The sequence below is a fragment of the Arthrobacter sp. R3-55 genome (genome assembly GCF_054161505.1).
In genome coordinates, this window is sequence record NZ_CP096423.1 from 2,846,259 (window position 1) to 2,870,003 (window position 23,745).

The 23,745-nt window shown below is 62.7% G+C and carries 17 protein-coding genes; 9 read left to right on the forward strand and 8 right to left on the reverse strand.

Going from position 1 to position 23,745, the window contains the following annotated elements; all coding sequences use genetic code 11:
* Positions 1-3 precede the first annotated feature (3 nt).
* On the forward strand, positions 4-990 hold the full coding sequence (locus M1D51_RS13170; protein ID WP_172321944.1) for a M56 family metallopeptidase: 987 nt from the start codon (positions 4-6) through the stop codon (positions 988-990).
* Here M1D51_RS13170 and M1D51_RS13175 read toward each other — a convergent pair.
* The gene (locus M1D51_RS13175; RefSeq protein ID WP_458106812.1) at positions 987-1,520 is read right to left on the reverse strand and encodes a Chromate resistance protein ChrB; all 534 of its coding nucleotides are present in this window, start codon (positions 1,518-1,520) and stop codon (positions 987-989) included. The two genes, M1D51_RS13170 and M1D51_RS13175, sit on opposite strands and share 4 nt — an antisense overlap.
* A gap of 34 nt (positions 1,521-1,554) precedes the next feature.
* On the opposite strand from M1D51_RS13175, the gene M1D51_RS13180 reads away from it, so the two are divergent.
* Positions 1,555-2,748 (forward strand): MFS transporter, encoded by a 1,194-nt coding sequence (locus M1D51_RS13180; protein ID WP_458106813.1) that lies wholly within the window; start codon positions 1,555-1,557, stop codon positions 2,746-2,748.
* Here M1D51_RS13180 and M1D51_RS13185 read toward each other — a convergent pair.
* Positions 2,745-4,853: a DNA gyrase/topoisomerase IV subunit B gene (locus tag M1D51_RS13185; protein ID WP_172321942.1), complete on the reverse strand. Its 2,109-nt coding sequence runs from the start codon at positions 4,851-4,853 to the stop codon at positions 2,745-2,747. The two genes, M1D51_RS13180 and M1D51_RS13185, sit on opposite strands and share 4 nt — an antisense overlap.
* A gap of 266 nt (positions 4,854-5,119) precedes the next feature.
* On the opposite strand from M1D51_RS13185, the gene M1D51_RS13190 reads away from it, so the two are divergent.
* Positions 5,120-5,341, forward strand: a complete 222-nt coding sequence (locus tag M1D51_RS13190) for a DUF7455 domain-containing protein (RefSeq protein WP_018778705.1) — start codon at positions 5,120-5,122, stop codon at positions 5,339-5,341.
* A 309-nt stretch (positions 5,342-5,650) separates the two neighbouring features.
* Here the strand turns inward: M1D51_RS13190 and M1D51_RS13195 are convergent, their stop codons facing one another.
* From M1D51_RS13195 to M1D51_RS13210, 4 genes are all read right to left on the reverse strand, one after another.
* The gene (locus tag M1D51_RS13195; RefSeq protein WP_172321941.1) at positions 5,651-6,961 is read right to left on the reverse strand and encodes an RNA polymerase sigma factor; all 1,311 of its coding nucleotides are present in this window, start codon (positions 6,959-6,961) and stop codon (positions 5,651-5,653) included.
* Between the two features lie 258 nt (positions 6,962-7,219).
* Positions 7,220-8,479, reverse strand: coding sequence for a DUF4192 domain-containing protein (locus tag M1D51_RS13200; RefSeq protein ID WP_458106814.1), 1,260 nt, complete (start codon positions 8,477-8,479; stop codon positions 7,220-7,222).
* Positions 8,480-8,578: 99 nt separating this feature from the next.
* The gene (locus M1D51_RS13205; protein WP_458106815.1) at positions 8,579-9,934 is read right to left on the reverse strand and encodes an MFS transporter; all 1,356 of its coding nucleotides are present in this window, start codon (positions 9,932-9,934) and stop codon (positions 8,579-8,581) included.
* 35 nt (positions 9,935-9,969) lie between these two features.
* Complete coding sequence (locus tag M1D51_RS13210) at positions 9,970-10,908, reverse strand: proteasome assembly chaperone family protein (RefSeq protein ID WP_172321938.1); 939 nt, start codon at positions 10,906-10,908, stop codon at positions 9,970-9,972.
* Positions 10,909-11,245: 337 nt separating this feature from the next.
* Here M1D51_RS13210 and M1D51_RS13215 point away from each other — a divergent pair, with 337 nt between their 5' ends.
* The 5 genes from M1D51_RS13215 (at position 11,246) to M1D51_RS13235 (ending at position 17,360) form a co-directional block, all read left to right on the forward strand.
* Positions 11,246-12,769, forward strand: a complete 1,524-nt coding sequence (locus M1D51_RS13215) for a leucyl aminopeptidase (protein ID WP_172321937.1) — start codon at positions 11,246-11,248, stop codon at positions 12,767-12,769.
* Between the two features lie 295 nt (positions 12,770-13,064).
* Positions 13,065-14,447, forward strand: a complete 1,383-nt coding sequence (lpdA, locus tag M1D51_RS13220; RefSeq protein ID WP_458106816.1) for a dihydrolipoyl dehydrogenase — start codon at positions 13,065-13,067, stop codon at positions 14,445-14,447.
* Between the two features lie 113 nt (positions 14,448-14,560).
* The gene (sucB, locus tag M1D51_RS13225) at positions 14,561-16,315 is read left to right on the forward strand and encodes a 2-oxoglutarate dehydrogenase, E2 component, dihydrolipoamide succinyltransferase (protein WP_458106817.1); all 1,755 of its coding nucleotides are present in this window, start codon (positions 14,561-14,563) and stop codon (positions 16,313-16,315) included.
* Between the two features lie 128 nt (positions 16,316-16,443).
* Positions 16,444-16,797, forward strand: a complete 354-nt coding sequence (locus tag M1D51_RS13230; RefSeq protein WP_172321935.1) for a hypothetical protein — start codon at positions 16,444-16,446, stop codon at positions 16,795-16,797.
* A gap of 134 nt (positions 16,798-16,931) precedes the next feature.
* Positions 16,932-17,360, forward strand: coding sequence for an OsmC family protein (locus M1D51_RS13235; protein ID WP_062067972.1), 429 nt, complete (start codon positions 16,932-16,934; stop codon positions 17,358-17,360).
* Between the two features lie 97 nt (positions 17,361-17,457).
* On the opposite strand, the gene M1D51_RS13240 is transcribed toward M1D51_RS13235, so the two are convergent.
* The gene (locus M1D51_RS13240; RefSeq protein ID WP_458106818.1) at positions 17,458-20,958 is read right to left on the reverse strand and encodes a S41 family peptidase; all 3,501 of its coding nucleotides are present in this window, start codon (positions 20,956-20,958) and stop codon (positions 17,458-17,460) included.
* 85 nt (positions 20,959-21,043) lie between these two features.
* Here M1D51_RS13240 and M1D51_RS13245 point away from each other — a divergent pair, with 85 nt between their 5' ends.
* Complete coding sequence (locus M1D51_RS13245; RefSeq protein ID WP_172323016.1) at positions 21,044-21,943, forward strand: TIGR01777 family oxidoreductase; 900 nt, start codon at positions 21,044-21,046, stop codon at positions 21,941-21,943.
* 16 nt (positions 21,944-21,959) lie between these two features.
* On the opposite strand, the gene M1D51_RS13250 is transcribed toward M1D51_RS13245, so the two are convergent.
* A complete protein-coding gene (locus tag M1D51_RS13250) occupies positions 21,960-23,600 on the reverse strand; it encodes a serine/threonine-protein kinase (protein ID WP_458106819.1) in 1,641 nt (546 codons plus the stop codon).
* Positions 23,601-23,745 lie beyond the last annotated feature (145 nt).

Below are 23,745 nucleotides of genomic sequence, written 5' to 3' on the forward strand. Positions count from 1 at the left end.
ACTATGTTCTGGACCTCATACCTGCTTGCGGTCCTGGCATTGATTTTGGCATGGCCGGTGCCCGTCCTGCTGTCCCGCGCCCAATGGCCGGCACGCTCGCCGTTCACCGCCATGGTGCTTTGGCAGGCGATCGCCCTTGCCGGTGGGCTGTCCATGATCGGCGCCATGCTGGTCTATGGCTTGGAGCCCATCGGCGACAACCTCATTGCCGGCCTCAAGAGCCTGGCGGGGATGGTCTTCAACAACGAACCCACCACGGCATTGGGCTTCTGGCACCTTTTCGCCCTGTCCGCGGCGGCGCTGCTCACAGCGCACCTGGTCTTCACCCTGCTGCTGACCTACTACAAGATTGAGCGCCAGCGACGACGACACCGCGAATTGCTGGCCCTCCTCGCCTCACCGTCCGACGACGGCCCCGGAACCGTGGTCATCAACCACGACTCCCCCGTGGCCTACTGCCTCCCCGGCGGCGCCCGGTCCGTCACGGTACTTTCCGACGGTCTGATGGCAGCCTTGGAACCGGCCGAGCTCAGGGCTGTGCTCATTCACGAGAATGCGCATCTGTCGCAGCGCCATGACCTCTTGCTGTGGGCTTTCGCTGCCTGGCGGCAGGCACTGCCCTGGTTCCCCACCACGCGGCTGGCCCAAACAGCGGTTAACTCCCTGATCGAGATGCTGGCCGATGACGTCGCGCTGCGGACCGAAAGCAAGGGCACCCTGATCAAGGCCATCGCAATCGTCGCCAGCGGAACATCCCAACCTGCCATCGGAACCGGGTCACTCAATGCCGGCGGCGCCGTGGTGGAGAGCAACGCCGTCAGCGCCACAGGCGGCGCCGACTCACCGCGCACGACGGCGTCACGCGTCAGCCGCTTACTCTCGCCACAGCCGCCGCTCACCACGGGCTTGCGCATCCTGGTCCTGGCGGTGTCCGCGTTGCTGCTGGCAGTGCCTACGGCGCTGTTGATTGTTCCGGGGCTGCTGGGCTAGCCGGGAAGCGAAGCCTCATAGACCAAGGAAGCATAGGCCTCCAATGCTTCCGCACAGCGCGCCACCCGGGCAGCGGCATCCCCCGCCTGGGGCAAATGCAGGACGTCACGCGACTTCAACTCACGGTACCAACGCCGCAAGCGCTCCAGGCTTTGCTCCTCTTCTTCGAGTTCGGCGAAAGTGAATTTGCCCCGGGAAATCTCTTTAGCGATCTCGAGCTCAAATTTGCCACAGTCGGCGCTGAACTCAGCCCATTCTTCGAGCCGGGCAGTTTTGAAAGCGCTGCGGAAGGTCTCAGCCCCGCCACGGGGCGAGGCGTCCACCAAGGTCCAGGAGCCATCACCTTTCGCCACCAAGGACTCCGCTCTTTTCAGTCCCTCGTCAAAGGCCGGATGAGCGGGGAGCACCCAGGTTCCGGGCGACAAGGGAACGGCCCCCATACGCCGGAGTTCCCGCCAAACCGCCACCCTATGCCTGGAAGGCTGGGCGGGCACCTGGACCAGGATCAGTAACCATTGCTCGTCAATCACAGTGACGAATGTAGCAGCTGTTACATTGTGAAGCGTGAAACCCACCTATGACGCACCACTCCCTGTCAGGGCAACCCAGCGCTGGCCGCTCTACGCGGCAGGATTTACCACCGCTTTCGGCGCCCATGCCGTTGCTGCCGGCTTGGGTGCGGAGAGCGCGGATATTGGATTGAGCCTGCTCGCCTTGGGTTTCCTGCTGGCCCTGTACGACATCGCTGAAGTGTTCCTGAAGCCGGTGTTTGGCGCCTTGAGCGACCGGATAGGGCCAAAACCGGTCATCGTGGGCGGTCTTTTGGCTTTCTCCGCGGCCTCACTGATCGGGTTGTGGGCGGACCAGCCTGCCATGCTGGCGGCTGCGCGGCTGGGGCAGGGCATGGCGGCATCGGCATTTTCACCGGCGTCATCGGCCACCGTGGCCCGCCTCTCGGGCAAGAACACCGGACAATATTTTGGACGATACGGCTCGTGGAAGGGACTCGGCTACGCGATAGGGCCGCTGCTGGGAGCTGTTGCCATCATCAGTGGCGGTTTCGCCCTCTTGTTCGGGGTCCTGTCCGCCCTGGGCTTCCTCGTTGCGGCATGGGCTGCGGTTGCAGTTCCAGCCCTGGCACCGCTTCCCCGGCCCCGCTACACCATTGTGGACGTGTGGCGGCAGAGCACCGAGAGGTCCTTCCTTGGCCCTACTCTGGTCCTTGCTGCGGCCACTGGGGCCCTCGGGGCAGCCGTTGGATTCCTGCCTGCCCTCGCGGCACGCGAAGGCCTTGGCACCGCCGGAAGTGTGGCAGTTGTGACGGTGCTGGCTCTGGCCTCGTCACTGATACAACCGCGCATCGGCAGGCTCCGGGACCAAGGCCGCCTCAGCGACAAACCGGGCATGGTGGCAGGCTTGCTCTGCATCGCAGGGGGCACACTCATGGCCGGCATCCTTCCGGGAGCGGCGTGGATCTACTTGGCCGCCGCCCTGATAGGCACAGGAATAGGCGTTTCCACTCCCCTGGCGTTTGCGCACCTGGCCGACTCGACCCCCTCCGAACGAATGGGAAGGACCATGGGATCAGCCGAACTGGGACGGGAACTTGGCGACGCCGGAGGTCCCTTGCTGGTGGGCGGAATCGCCGTGGCAGCCGGGCTCCCTTGGGGATTGGGAGCCCTTGCACTGCTGGTGGGGCTCACAGCCTTCGCCGCACCCGGAACCAAGGAAACCGCCACTCCCCCCGCGGCCAGCTAGGCGTCGATGCGTTCCCTGTCCAGGGTGGCCGCCCCGGCAATGATGAACTCCTTGCGCGGCGCGACATCCGAGCCCATCAGAAGGTCGAAAACCTCTTCCGCCCGTTGGGCACTCTCAATGCCAACCTTCCGCAGGGTCCGGTGCCGTGGATCCATGGTGGTCTCCGCCAGTTGTTGGGCATCCATTTCACCCAAACCCTTGTACCGCTGGATGGGCTCTTTATAACGCTTGCCTTCCTTGGCGAGGTTGGCCAGGAGGACATGAAGTTCAGCCTCGGAGTAGGTGTAGATCATCTCATTGGCCTTTTGGCCTGGATTGATTACTTCGACCCGGTGCAGGGGCGGAACAGCGGCAAAGACGCGTCCCGCCTCCACCATGGGCCTCATGTAGCGGAAGAACAAGGTCAGCAACAGGGTACGGATATGGGCACCGTCCACGTCGGCGTCGGTCATGAGGATGACCTTGCCGTAGCGGGCGGCGTCAAGGTCGAAGCTGCGACCCGAGCCGGCACCGACCACCTGGATCAACGCCGCGCACTCGGCGTTGGACAACATATCGCCCACGGATGCTTTCTGGACGTTCAGGATCTTTCCCCGGATAGGAAGCAAGGCCTGAAAATCCGAGGACCTGGCGAGTTTGGCTGTTCCGAGTGCGGAGTCACCTTCAACAATGAACAGCTCTGAACGGGCAACATCGTCAGTCCGGCAATCGGCCAGTTTCGTCGGCATCGACGAGGTTTCCAAGGCATTCTTGCGGCGCTGCGTTTCTTTGTGAACCCGCGCTGAGATGCGCGACTTCATCTCGCTGACCATCTTTTCCAGCAGGAGTGCAGATTGCGCTTTGTCGTTGCGGTTGGCCGAGTTAAGCCGGCCGGTGATCTCTTTTTCCACGACCTTGGCCACGATGGCCCGTACCGCCGAGGTACCCAGGATCTCTTTGGTCTGACCCTCAAACTGCGGCTCGGCAAGCCGGACAGTCAGGACAGCGGTGAGACCTGCAAGGATGTCATCCTTCTCGATCTTGTCATTGCCGGCCTTGAGCTTGCGGGCGTTCGTTTCCACGGCCTTGCGGAATGTCTTTAGCAGGGCAGCTTCGAAGCCCGACTGGTGGGTGCCGCCCTTGGGGGTGGCAATGATGTTGACGAAGCTGCGCATGGTGGTCTCGTAGCCGATCCCCCAGCGCAGGGCGATATCGACTTCGCAATCGCGTTCGACTTCCGCGATCTTGCTATGACCGTTGTCATCGAGTACCGGGACGGTTTCCTTGAACTTCCCGGAGCCGTGGAGCCGCCAGACATCGGTGACTCCGGCGTCCGCGGCAAGGAATTCGACGAACTCCGAGATGCCGCCGTCATGGTGGAACACTTCCTCGTGCGCGCCGTTCTCACCCGGCGTTCCGGCCAGCTTGCGTTCGTCGCGGACAGTAATCTTCAAACCGGGGACCAGGAAGGATGTCTGGCGCGCCCTCGCGGCGAGGTCGTCGTAGGAGAACTTGGCATCGGGAGTGAATATCTGCCGGTCTGCCCAGTAGCGGACACGCGTTCCCGTCACACCGCGCTTTGCCTTGCCCACCACGTCCAGCACGGAGTTCTCAACGAAGGGCTCAAACGGCGCCTCAGGACCAGGCTTGGACCCAGAGTCAACGAACCGGCCAGGCTCGCCCCGACGGAAGGACATCTGGTACGTCTTGCTGCCTCGGTCCACTTGAACGTCCAGCCGGCTCGACAGTGCGTTGACCACGGATGCACCAACCCCATGCAGACCGCCGGATGCGGTGTAGGAACCGCCGCCGAACTTGCCGCCCGCATGCAGCTTGGTGAAGACCACTTCGACGCCGGACAGGCCGGTTTTGGGTTCAACATCCACGGGAATACCACGGCCGTCATCATGGATTTCCACGGAGTTATCGGCGTGCAAGATCACTTTGATGTCATGGCCGAAGCCCGCCAGCGCTTCATCAACGGCGTTATCGATAATTTCCCACAGGCAGTGCATGAGCCCGCGTGAGTCGGTGGAACCGATGTACATGCCCGGGCGTTTCCGGACGGCTTCCAGGCCTTCAAGGACAGACAGATGCCGGGCGTTGTATTCAGAACTCGGTGCCACTCGCGGTGTGCTCCTTCGGGGTATATCTCAGGGTGTATCCAAGGATGCTGCCCAGCCATTTTTTGCTGGTATTTCAAGGCAAACTCTGCCAATACTAGGCTAGCCCGGCCGGCCCCCTGCCATGGGTTGCCACTCCCGGCACCGCCCAAGCTGCATGGTTACGTTACGCACATGTGATACGCGGACAGCGAAAGTGACCCATCCTTGCCATGGATCTGCGTCGAATGCTGGTTATATGGATGTACAGAACTACTAAGGAGGCCGACATGACAACAGCAGTTGCAGACCGCACGCTAAACGCAGCTGACCGGTGCGATCGTTGCGGAGCCCAAGCATATGTCCGCGTTGTACTCGAGTCCTCCGGGGGTGAGCTGCTCTTCTGCGGCCACCACGCACGTGCAGTAGAAGCTACGCTCCGGCCTATGACTTCCGACTGGCACGATGAGACCGAGCGCCTCAACGAGAAGGCGCCCGTCCCCGTCGACTAGGCAGGGCAGCCCGCGTAGCCGGACTCCCCTGATATATAAAGTATTGCGTTGAGCAGACAAGAGGGCCCCTCCCACCATGGAGGGGCCTTCTTGCATTTCATGCGGTCTGCGTTTCCCTGGGGCTGCGTTTCCCTGGGGCTGCAATTGACACGGCCTGCGTTACCCGTAGCCTGAGTTCCCAGCATCCCTGCCGGGCCTCAGCAGGGCGGCTTTTAACAGGACAGTTTTAGCAAAGACGATCAACCGATCAATAAAAAAGCGGCCTCGTCGGGGATCCGACGGGGCCGCTTCCTTATACTGCGGGAAGATTTAGTCCAGGTAGTCCCTGAGGACCTGCGAGCGGGACGGGTGCCGCAGCTTGGACATGGTCTTCGATTCAATCTGCCGGATACGCTCACGCGTCACTCCGTAGACCTTGCCGATTTCGTCTAAAGTCTTCGGCTGTCCGTCAGTTAGGCCGAACCGCATGGCCACTACACCGGCTTCGCGCTCGGACAGGGTGTCCAGTACCGAGTGGAGCTGCTCCTGCAGGAGGGTGAAGCTGACGGCATCGGCCGGAACTACAGCTTCCGAGTCCTCGATCAAGTCACCGAACTCGGAGTCTCCATCCTCACCGAGAGGGGTGTGGAGAGAAATTGGCTCGCGTCCGTATTTCTGGACCTCAACAACCTTTTCAGGGGTCATGTCCAGTTCCAGTGCCAGTTCTTCCGGCGTTGGTTCGCGGCCGAGGTCCTGGAGCATCTGGCGCTGCACACGTGCCAGTTTGTTGATGACTTCGACCATGTGCACAGGAATACGGATGGTGCGCGCCTGGTCTGCCATGGCACGGGTGATGGCCTGGCGGATCCACCACGTGGCGTACGTGGAGAACTTGAAGCCCTTGGTGTAGTCGAACTTCTCCACCGCACGAATCAGGCCAAGGTTGCCTTCCTGGATCAGGTCCAGGAAGAGCATGCCACGGCCCGTGTAACGCTTGGCAAGGGAGACCACGAGTCGGAGGTTGGCCTCGAGCAGGTGGTTCTTGGCACGCTTTCCGTCGTGGATGACGAACTCGAGCTCACGCTTGAGCTTGGGATCCATGGATCCGTCGTCGGCGTTGATCTTTTCCTCGGCAAAAAGGCCTGCTTCGATACGAAGCGCGAGGTCCACTTCCTGCTCGGCGTTCAGCAGGGCGACCTTGCCGATTTGCTTCAGGTAGTCCTTGACGGGGTCTGCCGTTGCACCAGCGGACATGACCTGCTGGACCGGGGCGTCGTCGTCGTCGGCGTCGGAGTAAACGAATCCCGAGCCGGAGGGAGCGGGCTTGTCCTTCGCGGCAACCGCGCCATCCTCGGTGTCATCTTCACCGACTTCGACTTCTTCCGCTGCAGCAGGATCAAAGTCTTCGTCCTCGGCAGCGGCGTCCTCGGAGTCGGAGCCGGACTTGTTCGCGGCCTCAGCGGCGGCCTTCGCGCCGGGCTTGGGTCCACGCTTCTTGGGAGCGGGCTTGTCAGAGTCACCCTCTGAGGCCTTGTTGGCAGCGCGTGTGGCCGCGCGCTTTGCCGACGTGGCCGCTTTCTTTTCCTCAGCGGTCAATTCGGCCTGGGCGGCGGGTTCCTTCTCGACGGAAGACGGAGTCACAGAAAACCTTTCTAGCGGCGGTCTGTGGAATCACCATACGGGCAACACCACTATGACCCTGTCAAGTCCGCGATCAATTTCAAATGCGATCGCCGTCTGCAGAGTCTGTAGATAGAACTCCCGACAACGCTGTTTTGTTCCCGTTTCCGGGCCAAAGCAGGCATTCAAACGCGGACCCAACCGGGTCTCGGCATCCATTGTCTCACGGTTTTGCGAAACCTACGCCTGATGTATTCCCCCAACGCAGGTGCAGGCTTGCTATATAAGAGCTTGCCGGGACCCCCGCCACGCCGAACCAGGGCGGCTGGCCCAACGACAAACAGTTCCCTGGCCCAGGACGTCCATCAAAAGTCCGGCAAGTCGATAACCAGGACGGGCTGCCTCAGCACGGACAAGGCAGGCATGGGCGATGGAACCACTGCCCTTGCACCACGATATCCACCCTTGAAGCGTGAACACCGCGGCAGCCACTTCTCCCGATTCCTCTTCCACGCACAGCCCGGCGAGTACATGATGCAACGCATCAACCTGGCTCCAGCTGGGCGTGTCCGGGCGCAATCCCAACAAGACATCGCCATAGGTAAAGACGTCCGCCCGGGCAGCGGAACCACGCGGCACTGGAGCCGGAGGTACGTCTTCGGAGGCCGGAATACCGAGCTCGGAAAGATCGAACGGCGATGCAAACGGTTCGTCATCGCTGAATAGCCCAAAGGAAACAGCGCCGGATCTTGCAGAGTCGAGGCCGGCTGCCGCCATCACCACCACAGCGTCCCTCCACGCCGGCACCTTCAGCGTGGTCCTGAGAAACCCCATGAGTTCCGCATCGGTTTGCGGCTGCAAACGATCCCCTCGTTCGCCCCTGGCGAGGACGTGATGCCATACCGCCAGGACAGAGTCCAGGCAGCGTTCGCTCCGCCACAGGCCCAGGATGCGATCCCCGAAGCGGGACTCTGCCTCCTGGACGGCCGGATCGAGTGGTCCTGTCCTGACGAACGAAGGTAGTCCTTTCGATGCCCGTGGAGACGGACCAACAGCGCTCCCCTGGTACACGAGCTCAGCGTTCAGCTGGCTGTCCTTGATGCGCGCAAGGGGAAGTCCGGGATCCGGGCAACACTCTTCATCCTCGCAGAAGGCGCTGCGCCAATACTCGGGGCCGATCAACCAGGCGTCCCTCACCGACATGTCCACTTCGTCGAGGTGAAGCTGCAAGGCTTCCAGCAGTGGCATCGCCTGCTCGACCACGGCGCCGTTAGCCCAACCGGCCTCACTGTAGACCGCCAGCACCACACCGTTGGCGGCCTCATCCGCCACGAGGTAGTGGCGGATCTGCTCCGCGAAGCCGGCAAGGGCCTGCGGTGTCCGCCGTGACGGCAAGTCCACCCGCAGTGTTGCCCCCAGGATTTTCCCCTGCAGTGTGATGGCAACGAGGCTGTCTTCCGGCCAATAGCCGAGCATATGCGGGATGTAGCCAAGGATGTCTTCGGGTCGGTGGATGCTCAATGTTCGCTTGGTGGTCATGCATCCAGCCTGCTCATCCCCGACCGGCCGAAACAGGCCCCACCTTGCCTATGTGGAAAAGCCCGTCAAAACATGGCCTTGGCAGAAGTGGCAGATTCTCTAGCGCTCCTTAGCGGCACCGGAACGGCCTTCCCGCCGTCGCTCCAGGCGCTCACGTCGCTGCTTCGCAAGCGTTGCCACCAGCGGCTGTACATGAATCCCTTGGGCCGCCATCTGCCGCCGGACTTTGCGCCGTGTCACCAGGATAAGGATCGTTCCCAGACCCAAAAGCAGGAACTGCACGCTGAGGGCTATGCGGAAAGGAGCAAGGCCATACAGATCGCCACCCGAGAAACCGCTCGCATTCAGCAGGTCCAATACGAGGCCGATGAGGTAGATCGCAACAAGTGCGGCAATGAAGCCGCCAACGTTCACAATTCCGGTTGCGGTTCCGATCCGGTGCGAGGGATTGAAGGTCCGGGCAAAGTCGAAACCGATCATGGAGCCCGGACCTCCGACGGCCAGCACCACCACCAGGATCACCAGCATCCACAGTGGAGCCCTGTCCGGCAGAAGGAGCACGGCAGCCCACACCAACGCAGTGGCTGAAGTGATCAGGAGAACCATCGCTGATCTTCGCATGGGGTGCTTGGAGACGAAGCGTCCAAAGCCCGGTCCGCCGATGATTGCGGTGGCGACGAAAAGGGCCATCAGAGCGGACACGGTTCCGGCATCCAGGCCTTGGGCCGAGAGCAGGAACGGATAGCCCCAGGTCATGGCGAAGAGGTTTCCGCTGAACTGGACGGTGAAGTGGCTCCACAAACCCAGTCGCGTCCCCGGTTGCTTCCAAGCACGGGACAAGGAGACGCCGGTGGCCCTCAAGCCCTGGCCGGATTCCCTGGGTGGATGCCCGGGAGGAGCATCACGCAGCATGGCCAGGACCAGCACGACTGCCAGTACGGACATCGCGGCCAGGGTCAGGAACGCGGGGGTCCACCCCGCGGTATGAAGGAGAAGCGCAAAGGGAACCACACTGAAAAGCTGTCCCAGCTGTCCGCACATTCCGGTGAGCTGGGTGACCAAGGGAACCTTGGCAGGGGCAAACCACAACGGCACCAGGCGGATCACCGAAATGAAGGTCATGGCATCACCGGCACCCACCAGGACGCGGCCCAGCACGCCCCCGGGCACACTGTCCGCAAAGGCGAGCTGCAGTTGGCCCAACCCCATGAGCACCGCTCCCCCGGCGATCATGGCCCGTGAACCAAACCTGTCCACCAGGACGCCTACCGGAATTTGCAGCCCCGCATAGACCAGGAGCTGAAGCACAGTGAAGAAGGAAATGGCTGCAGCACTGGCATGGAACCGCTCGGTTGCTTCCAATCCAGCCACGCCGAAGGACGTTCGTTGCGCCACCGCCACCAGGTAGGCGAACACGCCAATCGTCCAGATGAGCCAGGCGCGGGGTGCATTCACCCCTCAATTATGCCCGGCAGCATCTGAAAGCTGATTTATTGTGGCGAGTCCTTACGGGCCAGATACGCCTCAACAGCAGCACCGATATCCTCAGCGTTGGGCAGTTCATCGTTCTCGTCCGCAAGCAGCGATCGGCGGACCACGCCCTCGGATTTCTCGTCGTAGCGCGACTCCAGATTGGTGACCACGGCTTGCACTTCCTCGGAGGCTTCGATCTGTTCGGCGATCTGACGGCCCACTTCACGGCCGGCTTCGCGGAGTCGATCGGTCGGCAGCATCAGTGACGTCGCCGCGCCCAGATACTCCAAACCCGCGACGGCCGCCGGAGGGTACTCCGCTTCCGACAAATAATGCGGAACGTGGATGACATACCCGGCAACGTTGCGCTCCGCCTCCGTCAGACGCAGTTCGAGGATGTGCCCTATGGCCGCGGGAACATCCACGGTGGGCTTCCAGCTGGAAATGCCCTCAATGAGATCGGGGCGGTTGCCATGAACGGTCACTCCCACCGGCCGCGTGTGCGGCACGGGCATCGGAATGGAATGGATCCAGGTGACCAGGTTGACGTCCAGCTCTTCAACGATCCCGACGACGGCCCGCGAGAACCGTTCCCACTGCAGGTCCGGTTCGAAACCAGCCAGCAACAGGAACGGCTGGCCGAGTCCGTCGGTCAACTTGTAAAGACCCAACTTGGGGGCCTGGTAATCCTGTACGTGATCTTCCACGAAGCTGATGTGCGGGCGCCGGGAACGGTAGTCGATCAGTTGGTCGGCGTCGAACATGGCCACCACCTCGGCGTCGAGCTCGTCCAGCAGCTCGGCGTTGATCTGCCGAACCACGTGACCGGCGTCGGCAAAACCGGTGAACCCCATCACCATGTTCAGCCCGCGCAGCGCAGGGCTGTGGAAGGTTTCGATGTTTCGCGCGTACAGCGATTCGGGGTCCAGGAGGGAGCCGGATATCCGTTCAAACACGGCGTGTTCCTTTCGCAATGACAAAGTAGGGGGAGGTCCCGGGGGTACCGGCCACATGGCACCAACGGGGCCTCTGGGCGTTGCTGCGGGATTCCATTAATCCTTACAACGCTGCAGCTCCAAAGGGCATTCCTGCACCGGATGTGCTGCAGCTCTCATTTAATTGCTGTCCGCAGCGCCCAAGAGACTACGATCGAAACGGGCCGGTATCCTCTTCCGACACCGGCCCCTGAAGACCAAGTCCGCCGTCGGTAGAGGACGTCGGGCGTGTACCGGGGCAGGTCGCCAAACATGCGGCCCAGCCAAGCAATGCAGAGAGAAGTGAGGCAACATCCTCGTGGTCAAGACTACTGACATCATCCTGGGCATCATCGCCAAGGACCTGAAAAAGTCCCCCAGCGACGCACTGGTGATTGGAATTGCGCAAGGCGCCGATGGGCCGGTGCTGCTTCCGAATCCCCTGAGCGCAAAGGCAGCTGAGTCTGTTGCGGGCTCCCTCAAATTGCTGGGGATCACCGGTGCAGCCGACCAGGCACACCGGCTTCCCGGCTTGCCGGAGACCGGCTCGGGAATCCTGGTCCTCGCCGGCGTGGGCAAATTGTCGGAGTCCGGCAGTCTTGCCGAGGAGGCCCTGCGTCGCGCCGCGGGATCTGCCGTCCGCCAGCTGGCCGGCCTTACGTCAGTAACCTTGGCATTCCCGACCACCAGCGTGGCCGATGTGGCTGCTATCGCCGAAGGCGCAGCCCTGGGTGCCTACTCCTACACGGAGCACCGTTCCAGCAAGGACGGATTGAAGGCCCCCGTAGCCAAAGCGTTGATTTTCACCGATGTGGATCCCAAAGACGCTCAGCCGGCACTGGATCGGGCTGCCGTTGTTGCCCGCGCCGTGAACGCCACCAGGACCCTGGTCAACCAGCCTCCCAGCCACCTCTATCCGGAATCCTTTGCCGAGTCCGCAAAGGAACTCGGCAAGGGCCTGCCCGTCAAGGTCACAGTCTGGGACGAGAAGCGGCTTGAAAAAGAAGGCTTTGGCGGCATCCTGGGCGTCGGCAAGGGTTCAACCCGCCAGCCCCGCCTGGTGAAGGTGGAATATGCGCCGGCCAAGGCCACCAGGAAGATCGCCCTCGTTGGCAAGGGCATCACCTTCGACACCGGTGGTATCTCCATCAAGCCGGCGCTCGGCATGGGCGACATGAAGAGCGATATGGCGGGCGCCGCCGTCGTGCTTAATACCGTCCTGGCCATCGCTTCGCTTGGCCTGAACATCAAGGCAACTGCGTGGCTCTGCATTGCGGAGAACATGCCCTCCGGGGCTGCGGCCCGGCCTGCAGACGTCTTCACCATCTACGGCGGCAAGACCGTCGAGGTCCTTAACACCGACGCCGAGGGGCGCCTGGTCATGGCCGACGGGCTCGTCGCTGCCAGCCTGGAGAAGCCGGACGCCATCATTGACGTCGCCACGCTGACCGGTGCGCAGCTCATAGCACTGGGACTGCGCACGGCAGGTGTGATGGGCTCCGATTCTGTCACTGCAGCTTTGAAGTCGGCAGCTGACAGGGCTGGCGAGCTGGTCTGGCCCATGCCGTTGCCGGAAGAACTGCGCCCCAGCCTTGACTCCCAGGTGGCAGATCTTGCCAATATCGGTGAGCGCAACGGCGGCATGATGACCGCGGCCGTTTTCCTGCGGGAATTCGTTGGCAAGAACGGGGACGGTCAGCAGATCCCGTGGGCCCACGTCGATATTGCAGGTCCCTCGTTCAATAACGGCAGCCCCTACGGCTACACCCCCAAGCAGGGAACAGGATGCACTGTCCGCACCCTGGTTGCCTACGCTGAGGATCTGCTCGCAGCTCCCGCCTAAGCTGCACCACCTTGCCCATCCGGGCTGCGCGACCCTTGCCGGAGACCCCCGCAAGGGCCGCGCAACCCCGGAATTATGCGGCGTGTAGCGCTGTGTCACAAGTGAACGTGAGTCTCGACACAAGCGCTCCACAAACACCCGCAGAGGGTGGAGCATGGGTAGGTGGTTCGCTAAGGTGAACTCGATAGTCACAAATGCAAGAGAACTTAGGTGCTGGCATAATCACGGCAGAACAAGTTCCAAAGACCAGATGGCACGCAGTCCCGTGTCATCATTCACGCGAGGGAGCGTTTTAGTGGCCGATCAGGCAACTGCGCAAGAATTCGACATCCTGGTACTCGGTGGCGGCAGCGGCGGCTACGCCACTGCCCTGCGGGCCGTACAGCTTGGGTTCACCGTTGGCCTTGTGGAAAAGGCAAAGCTCGGCGGAACCTGCCTGCACAACGGTTGTATCCCCACCAAGGCACTCCTGCACTCGGCCGAACTGGCCGACCATGCACGCGATTCCGCCAAGTATGGTGTGAACGTCACGCTCGACAGCATCGACATGCCGGCCGTGAACGCGTACAAGGACGGCATCATCGCCGGTAAGTACAAGGGCCTCCAGGGACTCATCAAGTCCAAGGGCATCACCGTCATCGAGGGTGAAGGCAAGCTCCAGGGCAATAACACGGTGGTCGTCAACGGCACTTCCTACACGGGTAAGAACATTGTCCTGGCAACCGGTTCCTACTCGCGCTCCCTGCCTGGCCTGGAAATCGGCGGCAAGGTCATCACCTCTGACCAGGCCTTGACCATGGACTACATCCCCAAGAGCGCGATCGTCCTCGGCGGCGGCGTCATCGGCGTCGAATTCGCCTCCGTATGGAAGTCCTTCGGCGTGGACGTCACCATTATCGAAGGCCTCCCCTCCTTGGTTCCCAACGAGGACGCCTCGATCGTCAAGAACCTCGAGCGGGCTTTCAAGAAGCGCGGCATCAAGTTCACCACGGGCATCTTCTTCCAGGGTGTCGAGCAGAAAGACGACGGCGTAAAGGTCACGTTGGTGGACGGCCAGACCTTCGAAGCCGACCTCCTCCTCGTAGCTGTTGGCCGTGGCCCCGTCACCGCCAACCTGGGCTACGAAGAAGCCGGCATCACCATCGACCGCGGATTCGTCATCACCAACGAGCGCCTCCACACCGGCGTCGGCAACATCTACGCTGTGGGCGACATCGTCCCCGGTGTCCAGCTCGCACACCGCGGCTACCAGCAGGGCATCTTCGTCGCCGAGGAAATTGCCGGCCTGAACCCGGCAATCGTCGAGGACATCAACATCCCCAAGGTCACCTACTGCGAGCCTGAAATCGCCACCGTCGGCTACACCGAAAAGGCCGCCAAAGAGAAGTTCGGCGATGACCAGGTCCAGACCCAGGAATACAACCTCGCCGGCAACGGCAAGAGCTCCATCCTCGGTACCGGCGGCATCGTCAAACTTGTTCGCCAGAAGGACGGCCCCGTGGTGGGCATCCACATGATCGGCTCCCGAATCGGTGAGCAGATCGGCGAAGCCCAACTGATCGTGAACTGGGAAGCCTACCCGGAGGACGTGGCCCAGCTGGTTCACGCCCACCCCACCCAGAACGAAGCACTGGGCGAAGCCCACCTCGCCCTCGCGGGCAAGCCGCTCCACGGCTAAGTCTTTACCCAAGACAAACGGGTCGGGTGCATGCAGCGGAATCTGCCGGATGCACCCGGCCCGGACCAGCAGAATTCATCCGCACAAAGATCAATAAGGAGAACGGGGACGACATGTCTGAATCCGTTAACTTGCCCGCCCTCGGTGAGAGTGTCACCGAAGGAACCGTCACCCGCTGGCTCAAGCAGGTTGGTGACCGGGTAGAGATCGACGAGCCGCTGCTCGAGGTTTCAACCGACAAAGTAGACACCGAAATCCCTTCTCCGATCTCAGGCGTCATCGAAGAAATCCTCGTCGCTGAAGACGAGACGGCTGAAGTTGGTGCCCCCTTGGTCCGCATTGGCGACGGTTCCGGCTCTGCCGCTCCTGCTGCCGAAGCTGCACCGGCCGAGGAAGCACCTGCTCCCGCAGAGCAAGCAGGACCGGCTCAGGAAGCTCCTGCCGCAGCTGCAGCAGAGGAAGCACCTGCCGCCGAGGCCCCCGCCGCTTCCAGCGGCGAAGGCCACGAAGTAACCCTCCCCGCCCTGGGCGAGAGCGTCACCGAAGGTACCGTCACCCGCTGGCTCAAGGCTGTAGGGGACACCGTGGAGGTGGACGAGCCCCTCCTGGAGGTCTCCACCGACAAGGTGGACACCGAAATCCCGTCGCCGGTTGCAGGAACCCTGCAGGAGATCCGCGTCAACGAGGATGAGACTGCCGAGGTTGGCTCAGTCCTGGCCATCATCGGTTCCGGCGCAGCAGCACCTGCTGCAGCACCCGCACCGGCAGCTCCTGCCGCAGAAGCGCCGGCTGCCCCCGCCCCGGCCGCCGCACCCGCAGCACCGGCTCCGGCCGCCGCCCCGGCACCCGCAGCTGCTCCGGCTCCTGCAGCTGCTCCGGCCCCCGCAGCAGCACCTGCACCCGCTTCGGCCCCGGCCAGTGAAGGTTCCTCGGAATCCGGCTACGTCACTCCCCTGGTCCGCAAGCTCGCCAACCAGCACGGTGTGGACATCGCATCCGTCTCCGGCACCGGCGTCGGTGGCCGTATCCGCAAGCAGGATGTTATTGCCGCCGCCGAAGCCAAGCAGGCTGCCGCTGCTCCCGCAGCATCGGCTCCTGCGGCTGCTCCCGCTGCCAAGGCTGCCGCGCCAGTAGTTGCATCCTCGCTTCGTGGCACCACGGAGAAGGCACCGCGTATCCGCCAGGTCATCGCCCGCCGCATGCGCGAGTCCCTTGAGGTCTCCACCCAGCTGACGCAGGTGCACGAGGTCGACATGACCAAGATCGCCAAGCTCCGCCTCAAGGCCAAGAACCAGTTCCAGGCCCAGAACGGCGTCAAGCTGACCTTCCTGCCGTTCATCGCAAAGGCTGTCGCAGAAGCACTGAAGCAGCACCCCAAGCTGAACGCTGCCTACGACGAATCCAAGCAGGAAATCACCTACCACAACGCCGAGCACCTGGCGATCGCCGTCGACACCGACAAGGGCCTCCTTGTCCCGGTCATCTCCGACGCCGGCAACCTGAACCTTGCGGGGCTCGCCGGCAAGATCGCTGACGTCGCAGGCCGTACCCGCGACGGCAAGATCGGCCCGGATGAGCTGTCCGGCGGCACGTTCAGCATCACCAACATCGGTTCTGTTGGCGCACTGTTCGACACCCCGATCATCAACCAGCCGCAGGTGGGCATCCTCGGAACCGGCGCGATCGTCAAGCGCGCCGTAGTGGTTGCCGACGAGAATGGTGACGACTCGATCGCCATCCGCTCCATGATGTACCTCTCCCTGACGTACGACCACCGCTTGGTGGACGGCGCCGATGCAGGCCGCTTCCTGCAGACCCTCAAGGCCCGCCTTGAGGAAGGTGCTTTTGAAGCTGATCTGGGCCTGTAAGGCCTAGCGCCAAGGTTCGTCTTTGGCATGAAGGGGCAGGTTGCCGGAATCCGGTGACCTGCCCCTTGCTTTAACCACCCCGCGTGGCTTTGCTACGGGACGTAGAACCAACTCGATAAGCTGGGGCCATGAGTATTCTCTTCAGCATCCTGGTGTTCTTGCACATCGTCGGCGCGGCCATGATTGTGGGCTACTGGATCGCCACCATCAAGGAACCCACCATTCACCCGCGTCAGCGAGATGGCGCCTTCCTGCAGCTGCTGACCGGTATTGCCATGATGGGCCTGTTCCCCTTGCTCCCTGACGCCGACCCCAACTACTTCAAGCTCGGGATCAAGTTCGCCATTGGCGCCGCCGTGGCAGTCCTGGCCGTCATCGGCTCCCGCAAGGTCAAGAAGGGTGAGCCTGTGTCCACCGGGTTGGCTCATGGCGTAGGCGGCCTTGCCTTGATTAACATCGCCATCGCCACTCTCTGGAACTGATCCCTTCCCAACACCGGGTCACAATCCACTGACAGCGGAATGGCCGTGCGGTCACACGGGCAAATCCCTAGGATGGAACCGGTGGCACCTGCCTCAGGCTGGATGCCGACTCACAACGACCCCAAGGAGTGGACATGGCAGCAACACGCACCGCACACACGGTTTGGAACGGCAACCTGATCGAAGGCGCCGGGAACACGACGCTGGACAGCTCAGGCCTGGGCACGTTCGATGTCACGTGGAAGGCGCGCACCGAACAGTCCGGCGGAAAGACCAGCCCGGAAGAACTGATCGCCGCGGCCCACTCCGCATGCTTCTCCATGGCTTTCAGCCACGCCCTCGCAGGTGAAGGATTCACTGCCGAGGAAGTCAACACCAAGGCCGATGTCACGTTCGTTCCCGGCACCGGCATCACCGGCAGCCACTTGACCATGACCGCAAAGGTACCTGGCCTGTCCGAAGAAGACTTCCGCCGCATTTCCGAAGACGCGAAGACGGGGTGCCCTGTGTCCGGCGCGCTTGCCAGCATCGAGATCACCCTGGACGCCACGCTTTCGGCCTAGTGCCGCAAGGTGCTGAACAGCACCGGTAAAACACAGAAGAGCCCCGCCGCATCCTTGATGGAAACGGCGGGGCTCTTCGTTATGCCAGCCCGGCCCTTCAGCCTTTTTGCGGACGTGCGGGCAACGGCTCCGGACGGACCTTGCGGTAGCCTTCGCGGAGTGGGGGCCGGTCCGTGGGCAGCTCCTGGATCATCTCCTTGAGGGCACCAATGCCGTACTCCAACTGCGGGTCGGTGCCGGCTGCATAGGCATGCGGCGGAAACAGTACTTCAATGTCCGGCTCCACGCCGCGGTTTTCAACATCCCAGCCGATTCCACCGCTGAACCAGGTGGCGTACCGTGGCTGTGTTACCCCGGTGCCATCTGCGAGGGCGAAGCGGTTGTCAATGCCTACCACACCGCCCCACGTCCGAGTACCGATCACAGGCCCGATGCCCCTGAGTTTGGACACCTGGGTGATGATGTCGCCATCCGATCCCGCGAATTCGTCGGCCAGGATGATCACCGGACCGCGGGGGGCATGATCCGGATATGTCCTGGGCTTCTCGCCACGCGGCATGCTCCAGCCAGTAACCTTCCGGCCGATGAGCTCCGCCACCAGTTGTGAGGTATGGCCGCCACGATTGCGGCGCACGTCAACAATCAGGCCATCCAGTGCGGTCTCGGTATCAAGGTCGCGGTGGAGTTGCGCCCAGCCGTTGGCCATCATGTCCGGGACGTGGAGGTAACCGAACTTGCCGTCCGAGGCTTCGCGCACAGTGCGGCGGTTGGCCCGGACCCAGTCCTGATAGCGGAGCCGTTCTTCATCACGGACAGGAACCACAGCCACTCGACGTTGCGCCCCGGCGGCTTCACCATGACCTTCACCGTTGAGCAGCGTCAGCTCCACTGTCCGACCGGCCGCTCCTGCCAACTGCATCGCCGGCGTCAAAGCCACTGAAAGTTCGACGCCGTCAATGGCCAGGAGAACGTCCCCCGCCTTCGCGTCTGCGCCGGGCCGGGTCAGCGGGGACGTCGCCAGGGGGTCCGAGGACTCCCCTGCCAGGATGCGGGTGATTTCCCAGCCTTTGCTGCCGAAGTGAAGCTCGGCCCCCAAGCGTCCCTGGCCGTTACGGCCAGGTTCGCTGACAGCGGCTGGCTTGACGTAGGCGTGCGATGTTCCCAGCTCGCCGTGCAACTCCCATAGAAGGTCCACAAGGTCGTCATGCGAGCCCAGCCGGTCCACCAACGGACGGTAGCGCTTGTAGACGGAGTCCCAATCCTGGCCCGCCATGTCCGCAGTCCAGAAGAAGTCGCGCTGGAGCCGCCAAGCTTCCTCAAAGGCCTGCCCCCAGGCAGCCACGGGGTCCAGAATGACCCGGACCCGGTTGAGTTCGACCTTGACCAGGTCTCCGGATTCCTCGTCCACCTTGTTCTCGGATGGCACCGAGGTCACCTGCTGGTCCAGGATGTATACAACCCTCTTCAAGTCCCCCGACAACCTGAAGCTGTCCACTGCGGCAACCAAGGTGGCCTTCTTGCGCTTGGCGAGATCGTAGCGCACCAAAGCGGGCGCGGTCTTCTTATCCGAAAGGGCGCCCTTGCCCTCGCCGGTCACACCGGAAAGCTCAGTATCGAGCCACAGCAGCGCACCCTCCGCTACAGCCAGTTGCGAGTAGTTTCCTTGCGGTACGGGCACAGTGATGACGCGGTGCGCCAGGCCCTCAGGGTCGACGCGCACGGAAGGCGCCACGCCGTCGTCGGACTTTAACGGGGCGGGCTCCTCCTCCCCAAGGGAATCGACCGACGGGCCGAACGGTGAAGGCGTGTCCGCGGCCAGGGCAACCAAATACGGCTTGATGGGGCTCGGGAAGGACAGGTCGAAGGAGTGGCCGTCATAGACGGGATCAAAGCTGCGGTTCGAGAGGAAGGCGAGGAACTTCCCGTCAGGAGTGAACCGCGGCGATTCGTCACAGAACCGGCCGTCCGTGACGTCGATGATGCCCGCTTCCGCATCATCGGGCCGGGTGATTCTGAGCTTACTCCGTGAACCGAATGCCGTGACCGGCTCGGACCATCCCAGCCACTGCGAATCGCCGGACCACGCCAGTTGTTCGATGCTGCCCTCACCCACACTGACAACAAGTCTTAGCGTGCCCTGAGCTGTATCCGCCACATAGACGTCTCCAAAGGAGGTCCCCACAGCGAGCCATCGCCCGTCCGGGCTGGCTTCCAACGCACTCGTGCGCGTGGGCGACGGGAAATCGATCCGGACTTCAACCGCATCCTCCACTTGTTCCGGGACAGCGGGCGCATTCGTGGCACTGACGGTGTCAGCGGATGGCTCGGCTGATGTACCCGTAGTGGGCGTGACGGCCGGCGCAACAGGCACTGTAGCCCGCGCCGCAGCGCTCCCCTGCCCCAGGACGTTGGAAGCGGAGACGGGCTTAGGCAAGGGATCCGCGTCATTGACCGGCGCCGGCGTCGGGACAACTGCTACAGGCGCATCTACAGCTGCGGACAAGCGCGAAGCGATGCGCTTGATGTACAGAGCCTCAACAGCGTCATGGTCAGCGACATAAGAAATCCGGCCATCCGTCAGCGGACGCGGCAGTCGGGCACGCACCCCCGGCGTGGCCTCCACCACGCGCGAGGGCCCGTCCTTGTGCCGAAGCCAGTGGACAGTGCCGTGCGACTCAACGGCGCTGGCCGTGCCGGGGACATTGGGAACGACATCTCCAAGGTGGGCGGCGACTTTGAGCGGCGCGGGGCGTCGGGCCGGCGAGGCAGAACCGAGGGTGATATCGAGTTTGCCTGCCTCGGCGTCAGCTTCCAGTGAAGGAACCATCCACAACTCACCCGCCGATTCGAAGATCACCCGGTTACCGTCCGTGCTTGCGTGCCGGACGTAGAAGTCTTCGTGATCCGTGTGACGGCGCAACTCCGAGCCGTCCGGAAGCACGGAATAGAGGTTCCCGTACCCCTCGTGGTCCGAAAGGAAGGCGATCCGGCCCTTCACCCACAGGGGGTCCGTGAGGTTGCCCTCGATTCCGGGCACCAGACGCTCAAACTCACCGTTGCCATCGGCGTCGATCCAGAGTTTGCCCGCTGTGCCGCCCCGGTAACGCTTCCACCAAGCCGGCTCGCGGGAAAGGACGCTGGCCACGACCACCGGCTTCTCATCGCCGACCTCGGGACCGAAGGCCACCGCTTCAACGGGGCCAAAGGGAAGTTCGACGGCGGCACCCCCGTCAAGCGGGAGACTATAGGCATGCGTGTGGCGGCTTTCAGCTTGCTGGAATGCGCTGGTCACCACGACGTTTCCGGAGGGCGTAAAACCTTTGACTTTAGTGGTGCTGTGGCCGAAGTATGTCAACTGCCTGTAGCCGCCGCCGTCGACGTTCGCCGTGACCACCTCCGGAGACGTGCCAACAATCACTGTCCACACAAGGCGTTTTCCGTCCGGAGTGAAGCGGGGGTTCCTTGCCGGCAATTGCTGGGAGGAAACCCGCCAGGCACGTCCACCGGAAAGGGGCGCGACCCAGATGTCGTCTTCGGCCACGAACGTGACAAGATCGCCGTGCACATGCGGGAAACGGAGGTAGCTGGAGGAGGTCATTGTTCGATCATAGTCAAGAGGCGCCCGCCCTCCGCCGCACCGACAGGCGTTTCTGTCACACCCGTTTCCCATGGTGAGATGAGTCATGAGAATCGTGATGTCCGGAGCGTCGGGAATGATCGGAACGGCTTTGTCGGAGCGTTTGACCAGCCATGGCCATGAAGTCATACGGTTGGTGCGCAGACCCGCCAGGGACCACGGCGAGTGGACATGGGATCCAGCAGCGGGCCAACTTGACGAAGCCGTACTGGATACGGCGGAGGCCGTTATCAACCTCTCCGGAGCAGGCATCGGAGACCGTCCTTGGACCAAGAATCGCATCCAGGTCCTCCGGGATTCCCGGCTCCAGGCCACACGCACCCTGACCTCTGCCATGGGACGGCTTGGCACACCTCCGGCAACGTTCATCAGCCAGTCCGCCTCCGGCTACTACGGCGCCTCACGTGAAGGAATTCTTACCGAGGATTCAGGGCCCGGCTTTGGCGTACTGGGAAGCTTATGCGTTGAGTGGGAACGAACAGCCCGGACGGCACCACAGGGCGTAAGAGTAGTTACTCCCAGGACCGGCGTAGTGCTCAGCACCTCCGGCGGCGCATTGGGACCGCTCCTCCCCCTGCTGAAATTGGGGCTGGGTGGGCCGTTTGGAAACGGGCGGCAATTTTGGCCGTGGATCACCTTGGAGGACGAGGTGGCTGCACTGGCGTTTCTCCTGACTTCCGAAGTTGATGGAGCGGTCAATGTCTGCGCCCCCGAAAGCGCGGATGTCAACACCATCGTTGCCGCCTTGGCCAAAGCCTTCCATCGGCCGGCCTTCTTCCGCGTCCCGGGTCCCGCCTTGCGTTTGGTGCTGGGGCGGCTTGCCGATGAACTGGTTCTGGCCAACCAGAAGATGGAACCTGCCCGGTTGGCAGACTCTGGATTCGAATGGCAGCACCCATCCTTATCTGACGCCATGGCTTGGCTGACACAGGCGAAGAAACGCTGAACGGATGATTGCCTGATCAGCCCGTAGTTGGCGGACCGCTGTCCGCGGGAAGGATTTCCACAATCCACCAGCGTCCGTCAGCACGCATCACGTGCACGCTGAGATCCCGCGGCGGGCCAGGGGGCTGAGGCTGCGCTTGGGCGTTTGATGCATCATTGGCACCGGAGCCATTTTCCACATAACTGGATGTCGAGGCGGTGACTGTGACCACTGCATCGCCGGCCTCCGGGGATCCGGAAACACTGATCACCGATATCGTCGTCGAGAACCCGGCGTACACCGTGCCGGCTTTCCGGAGGTGGTCCGCCAGCAGCTTGTCAGAGGCTTCTGCGGGTGATCCCGGCGCATTGACCACATCCAGCAAGTCAAGCTTCCCCTGTCCCAGCGCCACGTCGCGAACGGATGACATCGAGGCTACTGCCACGGCCGGATCCTCGGCGTGGAGCCCTTCAGCCAGCACTTTGGGCAGCTCGCCTGATGAAGCTGTTCCAGGTTTGGGGACCAGGCCGCCGGCTTCCGCCGCTGCTTGCTGCGGCTGAGCAGGGAATTCCGCACTCTGCTGCTGCGGATTCTGCGACCACAATATCCAGGCAGCAACGCCAAGCAACACCCCGGTGGCCACTATGAATGCACCACTCCTGAACCAACGGACACGACGCCGGGGCCCCCGGCTATCCGTCGAAAGTCCTCTCTGCAATCCGAACGGGACCAGCCTCCGCCACCATCCGCCCCAGCGGGGTTTGCGGTAAACCGGACGCCCCAAAGCCTGCCGGCGCGTCAGGAGGTCGGGAATGACGGACGAGTGCACGGCGCCGGACAGGTCCACCGGTTCCGGAGCCGCGCTCCGGAAGATGGCCATCGCCATCTCCCTGGCTGTTGGACGCAGCAACGGATCCACGTCCAGCGCAGCCTCCAAAGCGGCCACCAACGACGCTGGAACATCGGGAACCATCACAGACAACGGTGGCCGGTGCAGCGTGGTTTCAGGGGCCGCCCCTGTCAGGCAGTACCAACCCACGGCGGCCAAGGAATAGACATCACGGTGAGGCTGAAGTTCCCGCGTTGTTCCGGCCCCCTCGCCGGCAGACGTACCGTCAGGTGCCATGAACCCGGGCGTTCCAGCCTCGAGGTTTGGCTGGTCACCGCCCACCATTGACGCAATTCCCAAGTCCGCGAGCAGTGGCTTCCCGTCCGCCGTGAAGAGGATATTTCCGGGCGCAACGTCTCCATGCACTGTGCCCTGCGCGTGAAGATAGGCCAATGCCTGTGCCAGAGGGGTCAGGATGGTGACTGTTTCTCCGACGTGGAGCCTTCCCCGGCCTGCAATCAGGTTGGCCAACGAGCCTCCTGGCGCGTAGTCCATGACGATACCCAACGACCCCGCGGAACCGCCTTCAAGAGGTACCACGTCATGGACCTGAATCAGGTGCTGGTGCTTCAGTGCGGACAAGTGCCCCACCTCGTGCATGACTTCCTCCAAAATCCCGGATGCCTCCATACGGGCCCCGGGACGGGGACATTTGAGCGCAAACCGGGCATCGTCGCTGCTCCTTGTGACAAGCCAGACAGTAGAAGTACTGCCTTGGCCCAAGAGGCGGGATGTCCCGTAGCCCGGAACGGACGGCACTGCAGCGGCGGGCGGATCCAGAGTTTCCATAGACAAGATCTACCGGAATACGGGATTTGCCGCAGAAGTTATCCACAGGTGGCTTGCGGGCCGCCTCTGGCGTCGGCGGCACGGGATGCGACTGAGAGGTTCACCACAAAACCATGGTCCGTGTCCAGCTGGGTCTAAGCTTGAA